Source organism: Flavobacterium cutihirudinis (assembly GCF_003385895.1).
In the GTDB taxonomy this organism is placed as follows: Bacteria; Bacteroidota; Bacteroidia; order Flavobacteriales; family Flavobacteriaceae; genus Flavobacterium; species Flavobacterium cutihirudinis.
Genome location: NZ_QRDQ01000012.1, coordinates 1 through 24,340 on the forward strand (window position 1 = coordinate 1; position 24,340 = coordinate 24,340).

Annotated in this window: 22 protein-coding genes; 17 read left to right on the forward strand and 5 right to left on the reverse strand. The window is 32.8% G+C overall.

The genetic code is table 11. From position 1 onward, the window contains the following. Window positions 1-177: 177 nt before the first annotated feature. The gene (locus BD847_RS18120; protein ID WP_115889685.1) at window positions 178-717 is read left to right on the forward strand and encodes a gliding motility-associated C-terminal domain-containing protein; all 540 of its coding nucleotides are present in this window, start codon (window positions 178-180) and stop codon (window positions 715-717) included. Window positions 718-935: 218 nt separating this feature from the next. Further along, entirely contained in the window at window positions 936-1,190 is a 255-nt protein-coding gene (locus tag BD847_RS18125; RefSeq protein WP_115889686.1) for a hypothetical protein, read from the forward strand. A 27-nt stretch (window positions 1,191-1,217) separates the two neighbouring features. On the opposite strand, the gene BD847_RS18130 is transcribed toward BD847_RS18125, so the two are convergent. From BD847_RS18130 to BD847_RS18140, 3 genes are all read right to left on the reverse strand, one after another. Next, the gene (locus BD847_RS18130) at window positions 1,218-2,096 is read right to left on the reverse strand and encodes an AraC family transcriptional regulator (protein WP_115889687.1); all 879 of its coding nucleotides are present in this window, start codon (window positions 2,094-2,096) and stop codon (window positions 1,218-1,220) included. A 165-nt stretch (window positions 2,097-2,261) separates the two neighbouring features. After that, on the reverse strand, window positions 2,262-4,202 hold the full coding sequence (locus BD847_RS18135) for an oleate hydratase (protein ID WP_115889688.1): 1,941 nt from the start codon (window positions 4,200-4,202) through the stop codon (window positions 2,262-2,264). Window positions 4,203-4,410: 208 nt separating this feature from the next. Continuing rightward, entirely contained in the window at window positions 4,411-8,058 is a 3,648-nt protein-coding gene (locus BD847_RS18140) for a DUF2339 domain-containing protein (protein ID WP_115889689.1), read from the reverse strand. A 318-nt stretch (window positions 8,059-8,376) separates the two neighbouring features. On the opposite strand from BD847_RS18140, the gene BD847_RS18145 reads away from it, so the two are divergent. The 5 genes from BD847_RS18145 to BD847_RS18165 all read left to right on the forward strand — a co-directional run bounded on the left by BD847_RS18145 (window position 8,377) and on the right by BD847_RS18165 (window position 13,569). Continuing rightward, window positions 8,377-8,895, forward strand: a complete 519-nt coding sequence (locus BD847_RS18145) for an RNA polymerase sigma factor (RefSeq protein ID WP_115889690.1) — start codon at window positions 8,377-8,379, stop codon at window positions 8,893-8,895. A gap of 47 nt (window positions 8,896-8,942) precedes the next feature. Then, entirely contained in the window at window positions 8,943-9,152 is a 210-nt protein-coding gene (locus tag BD847_RS20910; RefSeq protein WP_115889691.1) for a hypothetical protein, read from the forward strand. 12 nt (window positions 9,153-9,164) lie between these two features. Then, on the forward strand, window positions 9,165-10,007 hold the full coding sequence (locus BD847_RS18155; RefSeq protein ID WP_115889692.1) for a FecR family protein: 843 nt from the start codon (window positions 9,165-9,167) through the stop codon (window positions 10,005-10,007). A 99-nt stretch (window positions 10,008-10,106) separates the two neighbouring features. After that, a complete protein-coding gene (locus BD847_RS18160) occupies window positions 10,107-12,725 on the forward strand; it encodes a TonB-dependent receptor (protein ID WP_115889693.1) in 2,619 nt (872 codons plus the stop codon). 4 nt (window positions 12,726-12,729) lie between these two features. Further along, the gene (locus tag BD847_RS18165) at window positions 12,730-13,569 is read left to right on the forward strand and encodes a DUF4249 domain-containing protein (protein ID WP_244201634.1); all 840 of its coding nucleotides are present in this window, start codon (window positions 12,730-12,732) and stop codon (window positions 13,567-13,569) included. Window positions 13,570-13,634: 65 nt separating this feature from the next. Here BD847_RS18165 and BD847_RS18170 read toward each other — a convergent pair whose 3' ends face one another. Continuing rightward, entirely contained in the window at window positions 13,635-14,537 is a 903-nt protein-coding gene (locus BD847_RS18170) for an EamA family transporter (protein WP_115889695.1), read from the reverse strand. A gap of 114 nt (window positions 14,538-14,651) precedes the next feature. Between BD847_RS18170 and BD847_RS18175 the strand changes: the two genes are divergently transcribed. The 5 genes from BD847_RS18175 to BD847_RS18195 all read left to right on the forward strand — a co-directional run bounded on the left by BD847_RS18175 (window position 14,652) and on the right by BD847_RS18195 (window position 17,634). After that, the gene (locus BD847_RS18175) at window positions 14,652-15,158 is read left to right on the forward strand and encodes an Lrp/AsnC family transcriptional regulator (RefSeq protein ID WP_115889696.1); all 507 of its coding nucleotides are present in this window, start codon (window positions 14,652-14,654) and stop codon (window positions 15,156-15,158) included. A gap of 120 nt (window positions 15,159-15,278) precedes the next feature. Further along, on the forward strand, window positions 15,279-15,842 hold the full coding sequence (locus BD847_RS18180) for a DUF6642 family protein (protein ID WP_115889697.1): 564 nt from the start codon (window positions 15,279-15,281) through the stop codon (window positions 15,840-15,842). Between the two features lie 2 nt (window positions 15,843-15,844). Next, window positions 15,845-16,765 (forward strand): helix-turn-helix domain-containing protein, encoded by a 921-nt coding sequence (locus tag BD847_RS18185; RefSeq protein ID WP_115889698.1) that lies wholly within the window; start codon window positions 15,845-15,847, stop codon window positions 16,763-16,765. Between the two features lie 71 nt (window positions 16,766-16,836). After that, entirely contained in the window at window positions 16,837-17,037 is a 201-nt protein-coding gene (locus BD847_RS18190; RefSeq protein ID WP_115889699.1) for a hypothetical protein, read from the forward strand. A gap of 24 nt (window positions 17,038-17,061) precedes the next feature. Then, window positions 17,062-17,634: a pentapeptide repeat-containing protein gene (locus tag BD847_RS18195; RefSeq protein ID WP_115889700.1), complete on the forward strand. Its 573-nt coding sequence runs from the start codon at window positions 17,062-17,064 to the stop codon at window positions 17,632-17,634. Window positions 17,635-17,707: 73 nt separating this feature from the next. On the opposite strand, the gene BD847_RS18200 is transcribed toward BD847_RS18195, so the two are convergent. Continuing rightward, entirely contained in the window at window positions 17,708-18,874 is a 1,167-nt protein-coding gene (locus BD847_RS18200; protein ID WP_115889701.1) for an MFS transporter, read from the reverse strand. A gap of 103 nt (window positions 18,875-18,977) precedes the next feature. Here BD847_RS18200 and BD847_RS18205 point away from each other — a divergent pair, with 103 nt between their 5' ends. The 5 genes from BD847_RS18205 (at window position 18,978) to BD847_RS18225 (ending at window position 24,191) form a co-directional block, all read left to right on the forward strand. Next, complete coding sequence (locus tag BD847_RS18205) at window positions 18,978-19,811, forward strand: AraC family transcriptional regulator (RefSeq protein ID WP_115889702.1); 834 nt, start codon at window positions 18,978-18,980, stop codon at window positions 19,809-19,811. Between the two features lie 67 nt (window positions 19,812-19,878). Beyond that, window positions 19,879-20,253, forward strand: a complete 375-nt coding sequence (locus tag BD847_RS18210; RefSeq protein WP_167443886.1) for a hypothetical protein — start codon at window positions 19,879-19,881, stop codon at window positions 20,251-20,253. A gap of 98 nt (window positions 20,254-20,351) precedes the next feature. Further along, window positions 20,352-20,879: a DUF3347 domain-containing protein gene (locus BD847_RS18215; protein ID WP_115889703.1), complete on the forward strand. Its 528-nt coding sequence runs from the start codon at window positions 20,352-20,354 to the stop codon at window positions 20,877-20,879. A 2-nt stretch (window positions 20,880-20,881) separates the two neighbouring features. Then, complete coding sequence (locus BD847_RS18220) at window positions 20,882-21,442, forward strand: AraC family transcriptional regulator (protein ID WP_115889704.1); 561 nt, start codon at window positions 20,882-20,884, stop codon at window positions 21,440-21,442. A 214-nt stretch (window positions 21,443-21,656) separates the two neighbouring features. Next, window positions 21,657-24,191: a heavy metal translocating P-type ATPase gene (locus BD847_RS18225; RefSeq protein WP_115889705.1), complete on the forward strand. Its 2,535-nt coding sequence runs from the start codon at window positions 21,657-21,659 to the stop codon at window positions 24,189-24,191. Window positions 24,192-24,340: the final 149 nt, after the last annotated feature.

Sequence of the window (24,340 nt, forward strand, 5' to 3'; positions counted from 1 at the left end):
GCTCACTTTGCACCGGAATTAGATGGTCACTTTAAACCAAAACAAGGTGGTCACTTTAAATTGTAATCAGGTGGTCAATATCACTGAGTTTTACATTATGGCACGAAAGAAGAAATTATTTTAGCCATAGATAATGTTGAATATTGGTTAATTCAGCAAAAACTTGGCAATGAAAATATGGTTTTAAGTCTGACTATAGATCCCGCAACCACGCCAGAAGGTTTTTTAACCGATGAATCAGACAGACAAATCGTTTTAATTCGTTGGGATGAAAACGAAAAAAAATGGGTTAATGAAGGCGGTGAAGTAGGAAATACAACAGTAAATGGCCAAAACATAAAATTTATAATGGCCGAAGTTAGTCAGTTTGGGAAATTTACTCTTGGTAAAATAAAAAAAGGAAATGGACCCAATCAGGATTTAATAATATATAATGCCCTTTCGCCAAACGGAGATGATAAAAATGAATTCTTTCATATTAAAGGAATTGATAATTATCCGGACAACGAAGTCGAAATCTACAATCGTTGGGGAATACGAGTCTACAGCACAAAATCATACAACGAAAACGACAATGTATTCAAAGGCTATTCCGAAGGACGTTCGACAATAAATCCAAACGAAAAATTACCCGACGGAACTTATTTTTATGTTTTAAGATATGTTAAAGAAAACAAGAATTATACGCAAACGGGGTATTTGTATATTTCAGAATAATTTTATTATCAAATTTTAAAACAGCTTTACAAACTAATTTAGATTGCATAAAAAAATTCTTCTCTAAAAGAAACAAACCGGTTCAACTCGCATTCTAGTCATACAAAACAAACACCTTAAGCAGAAATGTTTAAGGTTTTTTTATCGGAATTAGCTTTTTATTTTCTGATGATCTTTATTAAATTAGCATCTTTGCAGAATAAAGTAATTTGTAACATATGGATATAGTTAAATTTAAAATCACATCAAAAACGATAAAAGTAGAAGTACGCAATTCGAATAACTATGTTTTTAATTTTAATACTGCTTTAGAGATCGAAAAAGCAGACAGAGATGTTTTATTAAAACTATATAATGCATTAGATCTTCTTTTTAAGAAAGAAGCTCCCAGCGAAACAAAAAACTACATTTCACCAAACCAAACCAATATATTGGATCAAATTTCTGCTGCAGATAATATAGAACAGGAATAAAAATCATTTCGCATCTTTTATGCAGCTTTACGACATATTTTGCAGTCGGCGATAATCAGTTGGGGAAACTGAAGAATGCTTTTTGAAAAAACGCCCAAATGCTGAAACCGAATTAAATCTCAATCGGTACGCAATATCGCTAATATTAACTGACGGATTCCCTAACAGAACAACAGCTTCTTTTAATAAATAAGAATCAATAATTTCGTGAGGAGTTTTGTCTACGGCTTTCTTCACAATCTGAATCAAATATTTATTTGAGATGTGCAATTTCTGAGCATAATAATCAACTTTTTTGTGCTGACTTATGTTTTCCATAACCAAATTCAGAAACTGAAAATAAGTATTTCTCGGATTATTAGGAATTACAGCATTTTCTGATTGCTCTGTTTGCAAAAATTCAGCTGTTTCTAAAAGCAAATTAAATATTAAAGTCCGTATTATTTCATCTTTAAATTTGAGATCTAAATTAATTTTACCCTCAAGGTATTTCATTAGTTTAACTAATCTGTTAGACTCCTGTTCTTCAAGCTGAATTATTTCAAATAATCTGTCTTCAAAAAATAGCAGCTTTTCAATTGTAAATGGATCTGAGATATTTTTGAGAAGAAAGTCTTTTTCAAAAAAAAGCAGTTTCATTCTAAAATCTTCGCTTTTGTCTTGAAAAGAGATCTTTGTTGCTGGTTTTGCTGCTAATAAATTGAATTGTTTTATTTTATGTTGTTGTCCGTCAATTGAGACGGTAATTTGTCCTCGTGTGCAAATACATAGCGAATAATAATCCATCCTAAAGGATTTTTGAGGATATTCCAATTGCTTTTTGCCTGAAGAAACATAATAAGGCAAATTGCAGTCAACCTCAAAATTGGCTAATGTATCTCTTATTTTATCGTAAGTCTGATCCATTAAATAGTACTTAAATTGTCCTGAAAAACTATGGCATCTATAAAAATAAGCATTTTCAAAGTATAATGACCTATAACAATTGTTAATACAGCAAAGGCAAATAAAAAATGGAAACAAGACTTATGTCCTATTTCCATTTTTATCGAATTATCATTTTAAGTTTTTTTAATCTCTAATACTACTTATCCAACCTTTCAATTTATTTAATTGTTCGGTAAAAAACGATTCGTGTTCGTGCGTATCTTCGGCATTTTCGACAAGAAGATGTTCGTAATAGGTTCCTCTTAAAAACTTTCTCAAAAGTCCTTCACCTACAATTGGTTCATAATCATTTAAGGACTGAGCCGCTTTTAACAAATGACGAATATCATATTGTAACGGATTAATATCAGGAACCTGCTTATTCAGGTTTAGCAATTCGTAAACCGCAATTCGTGCAGTTCTAACAGAACTTTCCATTGTAAATACAATATCATTGTTCGTTTCTACAAACTGCCCAACCAAACCTAAATTTGTACAGCCTTGCGGAACAACTTGCGGGCGATCGCCTTTTGCTCTTGGCATAAACATCGACGTGATATAAGGCATAAAAGAACTACGGACAATTGTGTTCTCCACAATATTATCTAACTGATCAATAATTCCTAAATGATAAGCCAATTCGGCCAAAAGTTCATTTCCTGTACATTCCGGCATTGTTTTTTTGATATAATCTCCTTGTTTATCCATAAAAAGGGCATAAACCCAAATTACTAAAATATCATCTGGCTGATCTGGAAAATGCGGTTGTCTGTTACAAGTAAAACTCATCAACCAGCTTGAATCACTGATTGTTACAATTCCGCCTGTTGCCGTTTTCCCTGAATATGGATCATTTACACATAATTCTTTTACTTTATCAACAAAAGCTGAAGGCCTACAGGTCAATGTTGCTGACTCCCAAGAAGATTTTTCGATATTACCACAGAATTTTTCAGGTTTTCCAAAAACTGGTGATTTTGCAGCAAGATTTTTCCATAATTTCCAGCCGGCACTTTGTCCGCTGGTGCTGTTGTCTATACCAATTATTGGTGCAGTTTTATTGTCTCCATAAAAAGTATCTTCTGTCATTGAGCCTGTTGTGGCAATTACATAATTATCTTTTCCAACTGAAATTCTTTCTTCTTTACCATTTTTTTCGGTGATAATTGCTTCAACAACTTTACCTTCAGTATTACTGTGAATATCTAAATCTTTAACTAAAGTATTCAAATCGATTTGAACACCTTTGCTTTGAAGAAATTTTCTTAGAGGCGTAATAAAAGTGTCATATTGGTTGTATTTTGGAAATACTAAACACGAAAGATCTTTCATTCCGTCGATGGCGTGAAGAAATCTATGCATATATAATTTACATTCTAGTAAACTGTGCCAGTTTTCAAAAGCAAACATAGTTCGCCAAAAAAACCAAAAATTACTATCAAGAAACGATTTGCTGAAATAATCCTCAATTTTAAGATCATCTAATTCATCTTTCTTTTTGAGCAAAAGCTTAATGATAGCAAGCTGATCTTTTTTCTCCAATCCAAATTTGCTGAAATCTTTGATTTGCCCTTTATTATGAATTAATCTTGCTTTAGAATAATTTGGATCATTATCATTTACTAAACGATATTCATCTAAAACACTGTAAGGATCCGGCAATTCCAAAGCTGGAATATCCTGGAATATATCCCAAAGATTTTCATATGTCATATCCATTTCTCGCCCGCCACGAATAATGTATCCATCTTTGGCATTCCCGGCGCCATCTAATGATCCTCCATCAACATGCAACTGATCAAGAAAAATAATATTCTCGCCCGGAATATGAGCATCTCGAATAAAATAATACGCCGCAGCCATTCCTGCTATTCCGCTTCCTACAATATAAATCTTGCTGTCTTTAAACGACTTTGAAGGAATTCCTTTGTTTCGCTGATAATTTCCAATCTGGTCTGAAAAAGGCATTGTCTTTTCAGGTGTATTGATTTGAATCTCTTTACTGGAATCTGGTTGATGGCTCACGTGTCCATATTCTGAAGAACCATTTAATAATTTATCGAATTTAGAAGTGTCAGAACTCATAATTATTTGTTTTAGAATTACTCAAAGTTAAGATTACCAACAAAATAACATGCGTCCCTAAATTCATTAATACTATCCCGAATTTCCTTTTCCGTAAGAAAAACACATTCTCGGAACTATTTTGTTTAAGAAGTTCCAGATGAAAATAGAAAAGCCTAAAACATTTCTGCTTTAGGCTTTTCTATTTTGAAATGACTTTCTAAATCTTTTAATCAAATCTCTCTTTGTATTTTTTAAATAAAGTATTCATTACTAAAAGCACTACTCCAACTCCTAATAAAACTAATGCTCTAATTAAGAAATCGGCATTTGATAAATCGAAAAACATTAATCGAATGACACAAACTCCAACTAAAGAAAGCGAAACGTAACGGAAGTATTTTTCTTTTAAAATAATTCCGAGTATCAGCAAACCTAATGATTCTAAAATCCAGAAGAAAGTTAAGATTCCCTTGTCAAACGAAAGAAATAAGAACAATCCAATACTGAATGTGGCTGGGTAAATAATAATGCTATTTCTAAATTCAAAGTTTTCAATGTATTTGTAAACAATAAAAATATACAATGCCAATAAAGCAAATATGATTAAATAAACAAATTCGAATTTTGATTCGTAAAAATTGAAACTGATAAAGGCCAAATGAAAATTAGCCAGCAAATAATACACAATGCTGATTTCTTTTTTGTTTCCAATCTTTTTATAATACAGCACTAGGTTTACGATAGCCGTAGACGCCCAAAATACAGGAAGCCATTTGTGTTCTAATTGAGAGAACATTATAACGGAAAGCCAAATATTCAAAACAATTTGATAATCGATTTTCAGCGATTTTATAAACTCTTTTTTATGAATCAAGAAAACTAAACCGATCAATAAAACAATAGCTGAAAGCTGTAAAATCCAATCCAGCAACGTAAAACTATTCAGCGTTTTGATGCTGTAAAAGACAGAAGTCAGAAGAGATAAAAGCCCAATAATCAAAACCGATTCTGAAGCCAAATCTATTTTTCTGTACAAAATCAAACCAAAATTAAGAATTGCCAACAACATAAAAATTGGTGGTAAATACACTATCTCTAATTGAATAAACAATAAAGCAATTATCCATAAATTTTGATTAACAGGTAAAATTGTGCTGAACATTTTTCCCTCTTCTTTCGGGCTTTTTATTTGCAGATAACTGTAAGCGACAGAAAGCAAAATAGCAACTATTTGTGTTCCATAAAGTAGATTTTCACTAATGTTATTTGTTTTAAAAATTGCTAAATAAATACTTAAAAGTATAGAGCCTACCAACAACACAAAAGAGTAAATATTATAGCGTTTCATTTTCTCTACTCTTTGAAAGATCCAAAAAGTGATCACCGCTAAACCTCCTAAATAAACCGGAATATAATCTATTTGAATACAAGAAAACCCAAAAACTAAAGCATTAAAGAGAATAAATTCGGAATTCAGCGTATGGAAATTTCTCCAGCCAGAAATAATCTCATTTGATTTGTTTCTGATTTTATCTGCAAATAAAATATATGTTTCGATGATGGAAAGTCCAACAGCAATTAATCCAATTTCGGTATTATTTAAAAATTGGGTATTGTATAAAAAGAAGAAACTTCCGAATATCGAAAAAACAAGACAAAAAAGATACAACAAGACTTGATTGTCTACAGAAAGCGATTTTCGTTTAAACTGAATCCACAAAAATTCGTGATTTAGCAATGCAATTCCAAACAATCCAAAAATCTGAATAATATTATGATTGGCACCATATTTATATAAAATCGAAAGTAATAAAGCATTTATACCAATAATTCCAATAGTTTTTATCGTACGTTCATCTGTATAAAATAGTTTTACAAACCAGTTCGAAGTTATTACAGAAACAATTCCTAAAGCGTAAAGAATATCTACATTAGATTTAGATTCGGTGACTATCAATATTAATCCTGCAACAATACTTATGTTTAAAAAAATGAATCGGCCTAAATCAAAAGTATTGGTTTTAAATTTGAATTGTAAAAAACACCACAGTAAAGCCAAAAACAAAATCGGACAATAAAACGAAATTTCGATTGTATGATACCAGCTTATAAAAAAGAGTATTGAAAACAGAATGGAAAGAATTCCGTTTAAACTCAAATCTTTCTTGATAACAAAAAAATCAATTTCTAAAAACTCCTTTTTTACAGCACAAAAAACAGGAATTATTAACGTTATCAAAGTCATAACGATTAACGTGGCAAAAGTATTTGTAATCGTAATTTCTTGAAAAGATGGATTCGTGTTCATAGCAAAGAAACCTAAAACAAACAGGCCTAAAGCATGATTAATGCCTAGAAATATTTTATGCAATAAACTTTCCCCGCTTTTATAAACAATGAACAAACAAGTAACGACTAAAAAGTACAAACCGCAGGCAATAACATCAAAACCTACTTTCCAATCGTTAAGCATGATAATACTCAACGCAAAAAGTATAAACGAAACCATTCCGTCTAAATGATACAGCCAAAAAATCTTTTTCTTTCTGGCGAAAAGAGCCGCAAAAAGGCAAAGAATTCCCGCTGCGAACAATACGAATATTTTGATTTTACTTCCTGTTGAATGTAAAATCAATCCTAAAGCAAATAAAATCCAGTTCGTAAGATGCGTTATAAAAGCAATTCGGTCAAAACGAGTGTTGGCATAAATGCTTCGGTATTGCATGTACATACAGCTTACAGAAACCAAAATGATACCCAAAATGGCAAAAATATTTTGAGACGCACTTAAACTATGTGCACCTTGTGTAAACCAAATATCAAAAATGATAAAAGCCGAAATAACAATCAATAAATGATACTCCCATTTTTCTTTATAAGACAAAATAATTCCTGCTGTTGCAGTTAACGACGCCAACAAAAATGTGATTAACAACTTTTCCGGAATTACGCACAAAATCAAAATACTTAAAATTACGTGCAGTGATAAAAAAGTTTGCTGTCTTATGATATATCCAACATATAAATTGATTGCAATTCCAATTCCGATGAGTGAATAAGCGAGCGGAATGTTTTCTATAAAAGTTAGGGCAGGAATTTGCGAGGCACCAAAACATCCAAACAAAAACAAACTTGCTCCGGCACTGCGAAGCCAAAGCCCTGTTTTAAACCATTTTTCTTTTGTTTTCAAAAAGTAATAAGAACCAACTAAAACTCCAGCGTAAAGCCAAAGAATTAAAATCCTGAACATCGGCGAAACCTTCAAAGCTGTGTAAATGCTCAAATAACCAATTCCTAAAACCATTATGGCGGTTCCTAAAATTCCAGTCCAGTTTTCGATAAACTGTTGTTCCAGTTTTTTTATAAAAATTGAAAAAGCACTTTCTACATAAACTTCTTCTTCATAATGTTGAGGTTCTGGCTGTTTTTCTAATTCAAGAATTGGCTCTGTTTCAATATTGGCTATTGGCTCCGGAGTTTCATTAGCTTCAACAATTTTGTTTGCGTCATAAACATGAATTACTTGTGATTCCAAAGCAAGTTTTTCGAGAGCTTCTTCAGGAACGATATTTTCCTCATTTTGAATAACTTCCTCGACTTTATCGGCAAGAGGAATTACTGAAAGCGGAACCTCAACTATTGGTTCAGAAATTATTCCAACTTCATTAATTTTTTCGGGTAAAACTTCAGCAACAAAATTAGGTTGTGCTATCTGCGTTTTAATCTCTTTGATTTCATTTTTCAAAGAATTATAGTCGTCTCTGCTTTTTCTAAAAAGAGATTCAAGGTTTTCATTTTCTTCCTTTACTTTCGAAAGACTGTTAAATAAGACGACTACACATACAAATAAGGCAAATAGAATAAAGCTCTCCATAGTTTAAATTTCAGATTTCAAATGTAAGAATTTTAATATTTATTTTTTAAGCTAAATTATGATAGATTTATGAAACTAAGTGTCAAAAATGAAAATTACTCTTGAAATAAAATATTTTCACAGACTTCGATAATTATCAAAACAGAAAACATCATAATTGATGTAACATTTTTCAATAACAGCGTCAAACTTTAAAATTAAATTACAGTTCTTTGTAACTTATTACAATCACAATTTTAGATTCATCATTTTCTAAATTGCAATAATATTGAACTCATTGAGTTTAGATTAGTTAAAACTAGTCGCGATATTTTCGTTATGGACAATAAAAAGTTTATTTTAAGTTTAAAAAAAGGTAATGAAGACGCCTTCAAAGAGGTGTATTTCAATTATTATGATAAACTAATAAATATTGCCAGACGATTTTCTTCTTCGGTATTTACTCCTGAAGATTTTGTTCAGGAAACTTTCATAAGACTTTACAACAAACGCGAACTGCTTAATGAAGATGTTTTATTGGACAAACAATTGTTTACCATTTGCAAAAACATCATTCTCAATCATATTAACAGAGAAAACAAAATAATTCAGCTTGATCCTCAGGTTGACATGATACAGGAAGAAACAGATTCGTCAATTTTTGATGAAAGAAAAGAAAAATTACACACTTTCATCAATCAGCTTCCGGAACAACAGCAAAAAATATTCACTTTACACAAACTGGAAAACCTTAGCTATAAGGAGATTGCCGAAATAACGGATCTTTCTGAAAAGACTATCGCCAATCATATTTATCTCGCCAGTAAATTTATTCGAAAAAAAATCGAAAACCATTAGGAACTTTTCTGTTCTCGTTTGTTATATATAAAAAACCAGAACAGAAAATGCACATTGAAGCGTATAAAACTAATGTAAAAACAAAAAAAGACGCAAGTTTACTTGTTGCTCTTTTACAATTTGTTATATCCGATTGTATCATAAATTTCGATAAAAAAGGCCAGGAAAACATCTTAAAAATCGAAACTAACCGCGACATTAAAGAAATGGTTTATCGCGTTTGCAACAAGCAAGGTTTTCATTGTCAAATCATTTAACACGGAGAAATCATGGATAAAGAAAATTTTGACGAAGAATTCAAAAAATTATGGAATGAAACTCCAACTTCCTATTCCGAAAGCGAAAAAGAAGCTTCGTGGGAACAATTTCATTCAAGAACTTTTGCAACTCAGAAAAAGAAATCAAACCCTTGGCGTTATTATGCAGCCGCGGCGGTATTGCTTTTTGTTTTAATTGGAAGCGGAATTTACTTTAGCGGAAAACCTCAGCAAGAACAAATTGTTGCAACGGATAATGTAATTGAAAACACAACTTCAAAAATCAAATTCATCGTTTTGCCAGATTCTTCAAAAATAGAATTAAGTCCGAATTCTAAAATCACATACGGAAATAATTTTGCCCTAAACAGAAAAATTGAAATTATAGGAGAAGCTTATTTCAAAGTTAAAAAAGACAAGAAACATCCTTTTCAAGTTTTTTGTGATGAAACAACAACAACCGTTTTAGGAACTTCATTTACTGTAAAAGAATCTGATAAAAAAGAAGTTACCGTTGAACTTTATGAAGGAAGCGTCCAGATGAATGTAAAAGGCAAAGATCAAAAATGGATTCTGAAACCGGGCGAAAAATTCACATACGGAAACCAAACTGCTTCAGTAGCAGAATTTAGTCGATTTATCGATTTTGATAATGAAAAACTTTCTGCCGTAAGCCAATATATTGAAGAAAACTATAATTACAAAGTAATACTTCCGAAGGAAAATTTAGATCAGAAAATCACAATCCGAATCAACAAAAAAGAGGATTTAAAAACAATTGTGCAATTAATATCAGAAATGTATAACCTAAACTTTGAAATAAATGAAGATTTAAAACAGATTACTTTTCAATAGAAAAGAAAAAGGATGCAAGCCGCGAAACTACACATCCTTCTCATATTCAGGATAACACGAGGTTATTCCATTTAATAATATTCAAAAATACAAAATTTCATGAAGCATATAATTTCAGCATGCTTTTTTTTACTCAGTATAGGTATGTCCGCTCAAAAGGTTACCGTAACTGTAGATCAAAATGTTACTCTAAAAGAATTCTTCAAACAAGTTGAAAATCAAACCGATTTTAAATTTGCTTTTACAGATCAGATTGACACCAATCAAAAGTATTTCACAAAAAAAAGCACGTATAAGCAAGTCGAAATCGAAAAGCTTATTTCTGAATTAAACAAGATTGCCTCTGTACAATTTTCGATTGTGGGCAACAATATTTTTGTGAAACAGAAATCGCAATCTGCTAAAACAGCTAAAAAAAAAAGCAAGCTAAAAGGACAGATTATTGATGATGAAAAACAACCCGTTATTGGTGCCAATATTTTTATTAAAGAATTGAATACCGGCACCGTAACGGATGTTAATGGAAAATACAGTATCGAAATCCCAAATGGAACTTACAATCTTATCATTAGTTATGTTGGATTTAAGGATAAGGAAAAACAAATTAACGTTTCAGATGATGTCACATTTAATTTTAACATAGAATCTGACAGTCAGCAATTGGGCGAAGTGATTATAACGAGCAATAAAGCTGTTGATATTAAAACGACACAAATGAGCGTTAACCGCCTTTCGATGCAGGAAATAAAACGAATTCCTGCTGCAATGGGAGAACCTGATCCGTTAAAGTCAATTATAACATTGCCCGGAGTTACAAATTCCGGAGAATTATCCTCAGGTTTTAATGTTCGTGGAGGTGCTGCCGATCAGAATTTAATTCTTTTAGACGGTGCACCTGTTTATGCCGATTCGCATATGTTTGGTTTTTTCTCCATTTTTAATGCTGATATGGTTAGCGGTTTGGAATTGTATAAAGGTGGAATTCCATCAAAATTTGGAGGTCGTGTTTCATCTGTTTTAGATGTATCACAACAAACCGGAGATTTTGAAAATTATAAAGTAAATGGAGGAATTGGTCTTATTGCCAGCCGTCTTTTAGTTCAGGGTCCAATTAAAAAAGACAAAGGTTCGTTTGTTATTTCCGGACGTACTTCTTATGCTCATTTGTTTATGAAACTGGCTGAAATTAAAAACTCTGCATTATTTTATGATTTTAATGCAAAGCTAAATTATCGCTTAGATGCTAATAACTCTCTTGCTTTCTCGGGATATTTAGGAAATGATGTATTCGATCTTTCGGATCGTTTTACGATGAGTTTCGGAAATACCATGGGAATTTTAAGCTGGAAACATTTATTTTCTGATCGTTTGAATACAAATCTTTCTGTTTACTACAGTGATTATAAATTTAATCTCGGACTTACAACTGAAAGTTTCGAATGGAAAAATGATATAAAAAGTTACGGACTTAAATACAATTGGGCATATCAAAAATCTGAAAATCTGAAAATGAATTTCGGAGTTGATGGATTGTATTATGATTTTAATCCCGGTGTTGTACAACCAACAAATTCAAGTTCGCAATTTAATTACAATCAACTCGATAAAAAATATGCTTTAGAAGCTTCAGCTTACATTGATTTTGAAAGCAAAATTACAGAGAAACTGAATTTCCGTTACGGACTTCGCTACAGCACATTTTACCGTTTGGGTGCGGAAGAAATCAGTACTTATGAAAACGGTCAGGCAGTTGTTTATAATCCACTATACAAAATTTATCAGGAAGGAACTCCAACTGGAAGTATTCAATACGGAAGCGGTAAAACGATCAGTAATTTTGGAAATTTTGAACCTAGAGCCGCTTTGTCTTATGCATTCAATGAGAACACATCCGTAAAAGCGAGTTATAACAGAATGGCGCAATACATTCATATATTATCCAATACACAATTTCCGTTGCCTATGAGCATCTGGACACCAAGTGGTCCTTTCACAAAACCGCAGCTTTTAGACCAATATGCAGCGGGTTATTTCAAAAACTTTAATGAAGGTGATTTTTCTTTTGAAGGAGAGCTTTTTTATAAAACGGTTAAAAATCGTATCGATTATATTGACGGCGCAAGCATCTTGGCAAACAACAATATCGAGCAGGTTATTCTAAACGGAAAAGGTCGCTCATATGGTATGGAATTATCGTTTAGAAAAAACAAAGGCGATTTTACCGGATGGGTTTCTTATACTTTATCGCGAGCAGAACAAAAAACACCCGGAAGAACACCTGAAGAACCCGGAATTGCAAATGGCGACTGGTATTTATCAGGCTATGACAAACTACATAATTTAAACATTGTGGCGAATTATGAATTGAGCCGTAAATGGTCCTTAAATGGTAATTTCAGTCTTCAGTCGGGTCAGCCTGTTACCTACGCAAATGGTTATTATGAGTTTGGCGGAATGAATATCCCTAATTATTCTTTAAGAAACAGCAACAGACTTCCCGTTTTTCATCATCTTGATCTTGGTGCAACTTATACACCAAAACCGGACAAAAAGAAAGGCTGGCAAAGCTATTGGGTTTTTAGTATCTACAATATTTACAACCGAAAAAATGCCGCTTCTATGAGTTTTACAACCAACAACTCTACAGGACTTAATGAAACCAGAAAACTTTCAATTTACGGAGCTGTTCCGTCGGTTTCTTATAATTTTAAATTTTAATGCTATGAATCAATTAAAAAAGAACAACCAAATAAATAAAGTCCTGGCATCATTAAGCCTTGTTTTTCTATTGCTTTTTACTTCCTGCGACGAAGTTGTGAATCTTGATTTGGAAACCGCTGAAACGAAAATCGTAATTGACGCTGAAATTTTATGGAAAAAAGGAACTGATGGAAGTCAACAAGTCATAAAAATCAGTAAAACGGCTTCTTATTACGACCCTACTACACCAAAAGTTTCGGGAGCAAAAGTGCGAATTGAAAACAGTAACGGAGATATTTTTACTTTTAATGAAACCGAAGCCGGACAATACGTCTGTACGAATTTTGTTCCTGTAGCAAATATGGAATACAAACTATTTGTTGATATTGAAGGCGAAAGTTTTACTGCTGTTGAAAAACTAATCACCGCTGTACCAATAGACAAAACAACTCAAGAACTTGTTCCGGAACCGGATGGAAATTTTTCTGTTGAAGTAAAAATACATTTTACAGATCCTGCCGAGGAAGTTAACTATTATATGGCCGATTTTAATGTCGATTTCTACAGATCACCTCAATACACCTTAAGTGATGATGAATTTAGTAACGGAAACGAAAAAACCTTAAGCTTTTCAGATGAAAAATTACAAGCAGGAAAAACTGTAAATATAGTGTACAGAGGTGTCTCTAAAAATTTCTTCGATTATATGAATTTAATTTTGGAAGCTTCGAACTCATTTCCAATTTCGATTCCTCCAGGAAATATTCGAGGAAATATTATAAATACAACGAATCCAGATAAATTCGCTTTCGGTTATTTTAGACTTTGTGAAGCTGATACTGTTTCTTATTTAGTGAAGTAAAAAACTGTATTTTATAATAAAACAAGCCTCTTTTATGAGGCTTGTTTTATTTCTGTCAATATTAATCAACATGCGACCGTTTCAGTTTGAATACTTTTTTCTTTTTTAGCTTTTGAAATATTCAGATAAATAATAGCTCCAAGCATAATTGCGATTCCTAGAATCTGTAATAAAGTAACTTTTTCACCCAAAATAATATGGGCACAAAATACTGCCGCCGGCAATTCTAAAGTCAGTAAAACCGAACTTAATCCAGCTCCAATTTTTGGCATTCCGAAAGTAAAACAAACAGGCGGAATCACAGTTCCAAAAATAGCCAGAAACGTTCCCCATTGCAGCAAACCAAAATCCAAATGTGTACTGGTTGTAATAGCCTGAAAATTGATTATAAAAATTATCATCGCAGAGCCACTTGTCATTAAAGCACTTTTCTCGAACATTGGTGTTTCTTTCCCAATTTTACTCGTAAAAACGATATAAAGTGTGTACAACAATGCTGCTAATAAACTCAAAAGTATCCCTTTAAAGGAAACATTTCCATTATTTAAATCTAAAATATTTCCAGCCAAAATGGTTCCTAAGATTATAAAAACGGAAGATCCTATTTCTATATAACTCGGCTTTTTCTTGAAAAACAGCCATTCGATTAAAATACTAAGCCATGTAATTTGCATAAGCAAAACGATTGCTAAAGAAGCCGGAATGTAAGCCACAGAAAGATAATAAGCATAAGCGGAAGATCCCATTGAACAACCCGCCAAAAGCAGGTTCCAGTTTAATTGAAATTTCTGTCCGTTTTTAATGTTTCTAATCAATGCTAATGTCCACAAAATTAGTGTTCCCATTAGCGCCTGAGTTAAGGTAATTTCAGCAGGACTGTAACCTTGCCCGTATGCAATTTTTGCAAATGAAGACAACATTCCGAAACTCAATGCGCCCAATGCAACAATAATAATATATTTGTTCATTTTTATACTTAAAAATATGTTTTGTACATTCAAAAGTAAAAAACAGGGAACAACAAACACTATTCAAGAAATTAATATGTACTTATTCCTTAAAAATAAGTATAAAACATTATTTTGTACAAAATTGAATTATTTTTTTATAACTTAACTGGAAAAAATCCAATGCAGGAATTAAGCAAACAAGAATTAGAACTTCTTCGAATACTTCAAAAAAATGCAAGATTCGATATTACAGATTTGACAGAGAAATTAAATATGTCGAGAACTTCTGTTTATGACCGAATAAAAAAACTCGAAAACGAAGGTTACATCAAAGATTATGTCGCGATAATTGACCCGAAAAAAGTAGGCCTTAATTTTACGGTTATCATTAATGTTTCCTTAAACAGCCAGCAATTGGATATTGTAGAAGAATTTTCGCAACAAGTTGCTGCTCTGGACGAAGTAGTCGAAGGATATGTAACCGGAGGAATTTTTGACTATGTTTTAAAAGTTGTCGTTAAAGATCCTGAAGCATTTAATGGCTTTATTAGAAAACTTTCAGATATACCAAATGTCAGCAAAGTGCAGAGTTCATTTGTGATGAGTTACATTAAACAGTCTACAAACTTGCATTTCTAATAGTAATCAAATCAAAAAAACACGTTAAAATCCGAATCTCATAACAGTTTTTCAGCATAAAAAAATACTTTTGTCCAGAACCCGAATTTCAGTTTAGAAAGAAAGCTTAACAACATTAGTATGGATAACGAAAAATTTATTTTCTGCCTCGAAGGCGTGCCAGATGTAGATGATGTGACTATTACTGATGTGGTCAAAAATCTGGAAGAAATAGCGTTTGACCAAGGCATTGCGAGCATTCATAAAACCTGCGATACAATTGAAGGTCTGGAGGAAAGTCTAAATACACTTTTGTACGATGATCATAATTTTAAAGATTATGAAATCATTTATCTGGTCATGCCTGGACAGGAAAACAACATTTGCCTTCATGATTATTATTACAGTCTTGAAGAAATAGCCGAACTTTTTGAAGGAAAAATGAAAGGGAAAATCATTCATTTTGCCAATAAAAAAAGACTGGACCTCAACGACGATGAAGCGCAATATTTTCTGGATATTACCGGAGCACGCGCCATTTCGGGTTATGGTTCATCTTACAATAAAATAGCAAGTTACAGCACACTTGACAAAGCATTTTTCAGCTTGTATCAGGAAAACGATGACCTTACTGAAGTAGTCGAAGAATTATACCAAAAGCATTATGCACTTTGCAAATTGCTTGATTTCAGACTGTATTATTAAGTATGAAAACAAAATCGGCTGAAAAAATAAAAACGTACGAAGCAAAAGGATTTCGCGAGAAATTTTTGGGTGAAGACAATCCCATGCATTTGCTTTTCAAATCCGATTCTGATCATTTTTTTTGTTTGAAAACAGAAGAAATGATGCATTTGCAATATCCCGTTCCGCCTTCTAAACACAGTTGTCATACCTTAATTTTTGTTCAATCTGGCAGTCACGTCATGAATGTAGGATTTGAAGAATACAAAACGGTTCCAAATGAAATTATTGTAGTTCCGGCCGGACAGGTTTTTTCCATAAAAAACATTTACAATACTTATGATGGCTTCATTTGTCAGTTTCATCCTGATATTTTGATTGGAAAATATGGCAGCAGAGAACTGGTAAATGAGTTCGATTTCTTAAAAATCTCAGGAAATCCAAAAACGCATTTATCAGAAGAAGATATTCCTTTTGTTGTTTCCATTCTTCAACGACTGCAAAAAGAATATTCGCAAACTACGACCGCAAATCTGAATATTGTACAAACATATCTTATTGCTCTGTTTTACGAAATGAATAAAAATCCTGCTAAATCACTAAAAAGTGTTTCGGCAGCTGAAACCATTACAAGCAAATTCAAAGAGCTGATTCATTTGCATATTAAAACCCAACATCAGGTCAATCATTATGCGTCGCTTCTGAACATTACGCCAAATCATTTAAACAAATGTGTAAAGAATGTAACAGGTAAATCTGCAGCAAGATGGATTGATGAAAACATTTTACTGGAAGCCAAATACTTACTCTTTCAGACCACACTTTCTATTAGCGAAATTGCAATACAGGTAGGACACGAAGACCAATCGTACTTTAGTCGTTTTTTTAAAAAGAACGAAGGGATTTCTCCTATTCAATATCGAAAAATGATTGATAAGTCCTAATTATTGATTATAGAATCCTAGAAAACAGAAATACATTTTTTAGAAATTTGTCCGACCAAAAAAGGCAAATTATGATTTATGTTTTTAAAACTTCCGTTGACAGTCCGTCTAAACTAGAATCGGCTTCTGCTCTGCTTTATGAATTAATACCTGAAACTTTATGGAATTTTGATCTGGAAGATTGCGATAATATTTTGCGAATTGACAGCGAACAAAATATCGTGCATTTACTTGAAAAAAATACTGTTTTTGACTGTATTGAATTAGAATAAAACAAAACTCCCTTCCCAAATTAAATGGAAAATAAACTCTATCAAAACCGAACTTTTGACACAATAGATTATGCTGATCAAAGTTTGTCGCATACTGAATTTGTAAATTGTGAGTTCGTCAATTGCAACTTTTCAAAAAGCGATTTAAGTCATAATGATTTTTTAGATTCGACTTTTAAAAACTGCAATCTTTCATTGGCTACTTTAAAAAACACAGGATTAAAGAACATCACTTTTTTAGACTGCAAATTAATGGGACTTGATTTTAGTTCTTGCAACAGCTTTTTGTTTTCGATGAATTTCAAGGATTGTCTTCTCGACTATTCTACTTTTATTTATAAAAAACTAAAGAAAACCAAATTCACCGACTGCTCGATAAAAGATGTCGATTTTTCGAATACCGATTTGTCTTTGGCAATTTTTAAAAACTGTGACTTATCAAATGCCACTTTCGTGGAAAGCAATTTGGAGCAAACCGACTTCAGAACTTCCCGAAATTATACTTTTGACCCATCCGAAAACAAAATCAAAAAAACCAAAGTTTCGCACACGGCTTTGGCTGGTTTACTAGAAAAGTTTGATCTTGAAATAGAATAAATCTCTTTTCTCCTTTCGATCTATTTATAAAAAAAGCCTCAAACGTAATGTTTGAGGCTTTCTCTTTAAGATGTTAAGCACTTTGCAGCTGCAAATTTGCTTTATGTTTTTGCATTAAAGTAAAGGTGATCAACATTCCTGTCATTGCCATTCCGATGCCAATAAGATTTGGAGAAGCAAAATCGTAACCCGCCGCTAAAGGTAATCCACCTAAAAAAGCTCCCAAAGCATTCCCGATATTAAAACTTCCCTGAAGCGCTGCAGAAGCAATCATTTCAGCATCTTTAGCCGTTTTGATCATAAGCATCTGAATTGGCGCAATTACTGAAAAAGAAATCGCTCCCGTTAAAAAAGTCAGAAACAATGATGCATATTGGTTAAAAGAGAAAAAGTAAACCATCAGCAAATCGATCACCATAATAAATAATAATGCCAATACTGTTGGCGCCGGTAAATACTTATCGGCCAGTTTACCGCCTGCAAAATTCCCAACCACCATTCCAAGGCCTGCGAGAATCAGGATATACGAAACATCTTCCGGTGAAAATTTTGAGATATTTATTAATAATGGCGCTATATAACTGATCCAGGCAAACAATCCTCCAAAACCAATTGCCGTAATTCCGATAATCAACCAGGCTTCTGTTTTCTTAAAAAACTGCAATTGCGTTTTCATATTTACATCGCCGCTTTTCTCCAAATTTGGCATCCAAAGCGAAATAAATAAGAAAGTCAGCAATCCCACAAAAGCAATTAATATAAAAGTATAGCGCCAGATAAAATGGTGACCAATATAAGTTCCGATAGGCACGCCAATTAAATTTGCCAAAGTAAGTCCGGCAAACATAATAGAAATGGCTTGCGCTTCTTTTCCTTTATCAGCCAAACGGCTTGCAACTACAGCTCCAACTCCAAAGAAAGCGCCATGTGGTAATCCGGAAAGAAATCTCGAAGCAAACAGAAAATTATAATTTGGTGCAATAATCGAAAGCGCATTAAAAACAGTTAACATTAAAGCTAATATTAAAAGCATTTTTTTAGGCGGAAAATTACGTCCTAAGATTACAAGCAAAGGCGCGCCAATAACAACGCCAAGTGCATAGGATGATATTAGATATCCCGCAACCGGAATCGAAACTTTCATATCTGAAGCAATATCAGGCAATAATCCCATCATTACGAATTCGGTTATTCCTATAGTTAAGCCTCCTAAAGACAAGGCAATAAGACTTTTTTTCATTTTGATTTTGTTAGAAAGGAAATTATTTTCTACACTGCAAATTTAACACCGTTAACCTTTGAAAAAATTGTACATTTACGACATAAACTTGTAAATTTAAGCTATGCCAAAATTAAATCAGTTTAAAACACTTGTGCTTGACGAATTTGAAGAAGAGAAATTTCATCTTCCTCCGCATACTCATACGTATTACGAAATCATTTATATTAAAAAAGGAAGTGGTATTCATCATCTGAATAATAATCTCTTATCATACAAAGCTGGTGATCTGTTTGTAATTTCGCCAGACGATGAACATTATTTTGATATAAAGAAAAGTACACAGTTTACTTTTATCAAATTCACAGATAACTATTTCAACTCCAAACAAAATCTAACTTGCGATGAATTTTTAGTGAATACTCCTGAAAGTTTCATGCGCGACAAAATCCTAAAAGAAACGGTTTTGAAGTTTGATGAACCTTGCAAAACGATTTTAAAAAACACGGTCGAAAACATTGTAACGTACGGACGTTATATTGATGTTACCACTTCGCCGATTGTTTTTTATCAGATTCTTTCGATTTTTGGTCTGATTAAAGAAACAATTCGCGGCATGAATCTTCAAATGAAATCGACGCATTTGGACAATGAACAGATTGCGAATTATATTCATCAAAATATTTATCAGCCAAAATTGGTTCAGATTAAAGTGATTGCAGAACATTTTAATATTGCTCCAACTTATTTCAGTGCTTATTTCAAAAGAACATTTTCTATCAGTTATCGTGATTACATTAATAATCTTCGCACGACTTTGATTGAAAAACGAATTCATAATAATCAATTGCCTATTAAACAAATTGCTTATGAATTTGGTTTTACCGATGAAAGCCATTTGTCGAATTATTTCAAAAAAAGAAAAAACATGAAACCTACTGATTTCAAAAAGCTTTAAGTTATTGAAATCTTAAAACCTCTTTGAGCTGATTTTTTTTATCTAAATTTGTATTACTAATAGATTTATGTTGACAAAAAAAGTACACATATTGTTTCTCGTTTTAAGTTTTGGCTTCTTTTTGATGTCAAATGCGGGTCATGCTTGTGGAAAATCGGCAGAGAAAAATTCGTGTGAAAAGAAAATGAATCCAATTAAAGATTCTTGTCAAAAAGACTGCTGCAAAAAAACAAAACATTCAAAAGAAGGTCATGGATGCAGCGGAAAATGTGATCATTCAAGTTGTACTACATCGGGATTGCAATTCATTATTTTAACTTCAAATGATCTTGATTTACAAAACAATGTTTTCAATTTTTCTTTAAAAAACACTATTTCGTCTTACAGTAATTCTACTATTTCTTCTGGATTTACTTCTATTTGGCTAAAGCCGAAAATATAATTATCGCATTTGTGACAGCCCATATTGGGTCTTTTCGAAATCAAATTTTTTAATTAATTTTAAAGGAAATTAAAATCCTTTACCAAATATCATATACAATGAAAAAATCAATCATAGCTTTAGCAACAGCGCTTACCGTATTATTTAGTGCAAATACTATTCAGGCAAAAACCAATAATTCTGAATTAAAAGCAATCGAAATTGCAGATTCTCAGTTGCAATCTGTTTACGATGCTTATTTTACTGTAAAAGACGCACTCATCAAAAGTGACAGTAAGCTGACTTCGGCGAAAGCCAAAGACTTACTAACTGCCATTAGCTCAGTTAAAATGGACAAACTAAAAAGTAACGAACATACTGTTTGGATGAAAGTGGTTAAGAAACTAACTGCAGACGCCAAAAGTATTTCGTCTACTACAGATCTTAAAAAACAACGTGATACTTTTAAATCATTATCAAAAAGCACTTATGATTTAATAAAAGTTTCAAGTCCAGACCAGCCAATCTACAAACAATATTGTCCAATGGCCGATGCTGACTGGTTAAGCAAAGAAAAAGCAGTTAAGAATCCATATTACGGTTCATCAATGCTAACTTGCGGAAACGTGGTAGAAACTATCAAATAAATATGAAGCTCTACATCAAAAACATGGTGTGTGCCCGATGTAAAATGGTTGTGGAGTCTGAGTTTGAAAAACTCGGACTCCAAACTATTTCTGTAGAATTGGGTGAAGTGGAACTTAAAGATGATATTAACGATTCTCAAAAAGAAGTTTTATTAAAAAACCTGCAAGATTTAGGCTTTGATTTACTGGATGACAAAAAAACCAAAACAATAGAGAAGATAAAAAATCTAATAGTTGATTTGGTTCATCATAAAAACAATGATTTAAAAATCAATTTATCTGAATATCTGGCAGAAAACTTAAATCAGGATTATAATTCATTAAGTAATCTTTTTTCGGAAATTGAAAATACCACAATCGAAAAGTATTTCATCAGCCAAAAAATTGAAAAGGTAAAAGAATTATTGATTTACAATGAGCTTTCGCTAAGCGAAATTGCAGACATTTTAAATTATAGCAATGTGGCGCATTTAAGCAATCAATTCAAGAAAATTACGGGCTTTACTCCTACTTCGTTTAAGCAATCAAAAGATAAAATGCGTATTCAGATTGAGAATATATAATTTTCAATACGAAAAATTATTCTCTCGCAGATTCCGCAGATTGAGCAGATTTAATTTTAATAATCTAAAAAATATCTGCGGAATCTGCGGAATCTGCGAGAGATAAAACCATATTTATCCATTTCGTAAATCTTACAAATCATTCCCAAAATTCTACAAACCGAACTCATAGATACTTCGGAAATTTGCATTGTAATACTTAAAAACCAATACAATGACTCATCAATATATAATTTCAGGAATGTCTTGCAATGGATGCCGAACCAAAGTAGAAAAAACTTTGAATGAAATTGAAGGCGTTCAGGCAGAAGTAACGTTGAATCCGCCAACTGCTACGATAACAATGGATAAACATGTTGCTACTGAAAAATTTCAGGAAGTTTTATCTGCGGCAGGAAATTATACTATCGAAATGGATTCTCCAAAAAACCATTCTGAGACAGCTGAAAAATCTTGTTGTTCAGGTCATAAAAAAGAGAACCACAATCATAATAAAGCAGAAACTAAAAAAGTACATCAGCATAGTGCAAATGGCGTTTATTACTGTCCAATGCATTGCGAAGGTGACAAAACCTACAATAAACCTGGTGATTGCCCAGTTTGCGGAATGGATTTAGTGCCGCAAGTTGCCATAACTGCAACACAATTTACTTGTCCGATGCATCCTGAAATTGTATCAAACGAGCCTGGAGATTGTCCGATCTGCGGAATGGATTTAGTTCCGATGCAGGCTTCTGAAAACGAAGAAAACAAAACGTATTCTGATTTATTGAAGAAAATGAAAATCGCGATTTTGTTTACGCTTCCAATTTTCATTATTTCAATGTCAGAAATGATTCCAAATAATCCGCTTTACAATATAATGTCAATTGAAAAATGGAATTGGGTTCAGCTTTTATTTTCAATTCCAGTTTTATTTTATGCAGGCTGGATGTTTTTTGTTCGCGCTTACAAATCGATTGTGACTTGGAATTTAAACATGTTTACTTTAATCGGAATTGGAACCAGCGTTGCATTCCTTTTTAGTATTGTTGGAATGTTTTTTCCTGATATTTTTCCAGCCGAATTCAAATCACATCACGGAACCATTCATTTGTATTTTGAAGCTGCAACAGTAATTATCACTTTAGTTTTATTAGGACAATTATTGGAAGCCAAAGCCCACGGACAAACTAATGGTGCAATCAAAGAATTATTGAAATTAACACCAACAGAAGCTACTTTGGTAGAAAACGGAATAGACAAAATAATCTCCATTCACAATATTAAAAAAGGTGATTTACTTCGCGTAAAGCCCGGAGAAAAAATTCCCGTTGACGGAAAAATAATTTCTGGCGAAAGTAACATTGATGAATCGATGATTACCGGAGAACCAATTCCGGTTGATAAAAAAGTGGACGATGCCGTGATTTCCGGAACCATAAATGGTACAAAATCGCTTGTTATGATTGCCGAAAAAGTAGGCTCAGAAACAATGCTTTCGCAGATTATTCAAATGGTAAACGATGCCAGCAGATCTCGTGCTCCAATTCAGAAATTAGCCGATCGCGTTTCTAAATATTTTGTGCCGACTGTTGTAATTATTTCGATTTTAACATTCTTTCTTTGGGCAAAATTTGGTCCGGAACCCGCTTACGTTTACGGATTGATTAATGCAATTGCAGTTTTAATTATCGCTTGTCCTTGTGCGCTTGGATTAGCAACTCCAATGTCGGTTATGGTTGGTGTTGGAAAAGGAGCTCAAAACGGAATTTTAATTAAAAATGCCGAAGCCTTAGAGAACATGAATAAAATTGATGTTTTGATCACAGATAAAACAGGAACAATTACCGAAGGAAAACCATCTGTAGAAAAAATATATGCCATTAATAATAATGAAGATTTTCTGCTTCAAAACATTGCCTCGTTAAATCAGCATAGTGAGCATCCTTTGGCGCAAGCCGTAGTCAATTTCGCGAAAGCAAAAAATAGTTCATTCAAAGAAGTTCAAGGTTTTGAAACTATTGCTGGAAAAGGAGTTTTAGGAACTATCGAAAATAAAAAAGTTGCTTTAGGAAATAAAAAATTAATGGAAGAAATCGGCGTTTCTGTTTCTAGTGATTTAGAACAAAAAGTAACTGCCGAACAAAATCTTGGAAAAACTATTTCATATATCGCAATTGAAAAAGAAGTTTTAGGTTATGTTGCGATTACCGATGCTATCAAAGAAAACAGTGCAAAAGCTATTAAGGAATTAATCGCTCAAGGAGTTGAGGTTATCATGATGACGGGCGACAATCATAATACCGCAAAAGCCGTTGCAGAGCATTTACATTTGAGTTCTTTTAAAGCGGATTGTCTTCCTCAAGATAAATTAAAAGAAATTGAACGTCTTCAGGCGGAAGGAAAAATTGTTGCAATGGCGGGCGACGGTATTAACGATGCGCCTGCTTTGGCTCAATCCAACATTGGAATTGCAATGGGAACCGGGACTGATGTTGCTATCGAAAGTGCCAAAATAACTTTGGTTAAAGGCGATTTAAACGGAATTGTAAAAGCCAAAAACCTCAGCCATGCCGTAATGTCAAATATCAAACAGAATCTATTTTTTGCTTTTATCTACAATACTTTGGGCGTGCCTATTGCTGCCGGAATTTTATATCCGTTTTTAGGGATTTTGCTTTCGCCGATGTTGGCTGCAGTGGCAATGAGTTTAAGTTCTGTTTCAGTAATCGTAAATGCTTTGCGATTGAGAAATCTAAAATTGTAGGTTGGGCATAATTATTTCAACCCATAGTAACATAGCTTTGCATTGTGAGTAAAGGCGTTTCACTTGCATCAATACACATAGCTATGTGTGGAAACTAGTTTCTTTTATTCTCTTTTTTTAGACAAAATCCCGATAGCTATCGGGAATGT

Excerpts from the sequence above, each read along its gene's own strand:
- BD847_RS18165 (WP_244201634.1), top strand. The coding sequence starts at position 12,730 with ATGAATCAATTAAAAAAGAACAACCAAATAAATAAAGTCCTGGCATCA.
- BD847_RS18120 (WP_115889685.1), top strand. The coding sequence starts at position 178 with ATGGTTTTAAGTCTGACTATAGATCCCGCAACCACGCCAGAAGGTTTT.
- BD847_RS18195 (WP_115889700.1), top strand. The coding sequence starts at position 17,062 with ATGGAAAATAAACTCTATCAAAACCGAACTTTTGACACAATAGATTAT.
- BD847_RS18145 (WP_115889690.1), top strand. The coding sequence starts at position 8,377 with ATGGACAATAAAAAGTTTATTTTAAGTTTAAAAAAAGGTAATGAAGAC.
- BD847_RS18180 (WP_115889697.1), top strand. The coding sequence starts at position 15,279 with ATGGATAACGAAAAATTTATTTTCTGCCTCGAAGGCGTGCCAGATGTA.
- BD847_RS18220 (WP_115889704.1), top strand. The coding sequence starts at position 20,882 with ATGAAGCTCTACATCAAAAACATGGTGTGTGCCCGATGTAAAATGGTT.
- BD847_RS18200 (WP_115889701.1), bottom strand. The coding sequence starts at position 18,874 with ATGAAAAAAAGTCTTATTGCCTTGTCTTTAGGAGGCTTAACTATAGGA.
- BD847_RS18170 (WP_115889695.1), bottom strand. The coding sequence starts at position 14,537 with ATGAACAAATATATTATTATTGTTGCATTGGGCGCATTGAGTTTCGGA.
- BD847_RS18185 (WP_115889698.1), top strand. The coding sequence starts at position 15,845 with ATGAAAACAAAATCGGCTGAAAAAATAAAAACGTACGAAGCAAAAGGA.
- BD847_RS20910 (WP_115889691.1), top strand. The coding sequence starts at position 8,943 with ATGCACATTGAAGCGTATAAAACTAATGTAAAAACAAAAAAAGACGCA.
- BD847_RS18130 (WP_115889687.1), bottom strand. The coding sequence starts at position 2,096 with ATGGATCAGACTTACGATAAAATAAGAGATACATTAGCCAATTTTGAG.
- BD847_RS18160 (WP_115889693.1), top strand. The coding sequence starts at position 10,107 with ATGAAGCATATAATTTCAGCATGCTTTTTTTTACTCAGTATAGGTATG.
- BD847_RS18155 (WP_115889692.1), top strand. The coding sequence starts at position 9,165 with ATGGATAAAGAAAATTTTGACGAAGAATTCAAAAAATTATGGAATGAA.
- BD847_RS18190 (WP_115889699.1), top strand. The coding sequence starts at position 16,837 with ATGATTTATGTTTTTAAAACTTCCGTTGACAGTCCGTCTAAACTAGAA.
- BD847_RS18205 (WP_115889702.1), top strand. The coding sequence starts at position 18,978 with ATGCCAAAATTAAATCAGTTTAAAACACTTGTGCTTGACGAATTTGAA.
- BD847_RS18140 (WP_115889689.1), bottom strand. The coding sequence starts at position 8,058 with ATGGAGAGCTTTATTCTATTTGCCTTATTTGTATGTGTAGTCGTCTTA.
- BD847_RS18225 (WP_115889705.1), top strand. The coding sequence starts at position 21,657 with ATGACTCATCAATATATAATTTCAGGAATGTCTTGCAATGGATGCCGA.
- BD847_RS18125 (WP_115889686.1), top strand. The coding sequence starts at position 936 with ATGGATATAGTTAAATTTAAAATCACATCAAAAACGATAAAAGTAGAA.
- BD847_RS18215 (WP_115889703.1), top strand. The coding sequence starts at position 20,352 with ATGAAAAAATCAATCATAGCTTTAGCAACAGCGCTTACCGTATTATTT.
- BD847_RS18135 (WP_115889688.1), bottom strand. The coding sequence starts at position 4,202 with ATGAGTTCTGACACTTCTAAATTCGATAAATTATTAAATGGTTCTTCA.
- BD847_RS18210 (WP_167443886.1), top strand. The coding sequence starts at position 19,879 with ATGTTGACAAAAAAAGTACACATATTGTTTCTCGTTTTAAGTTTTGGC.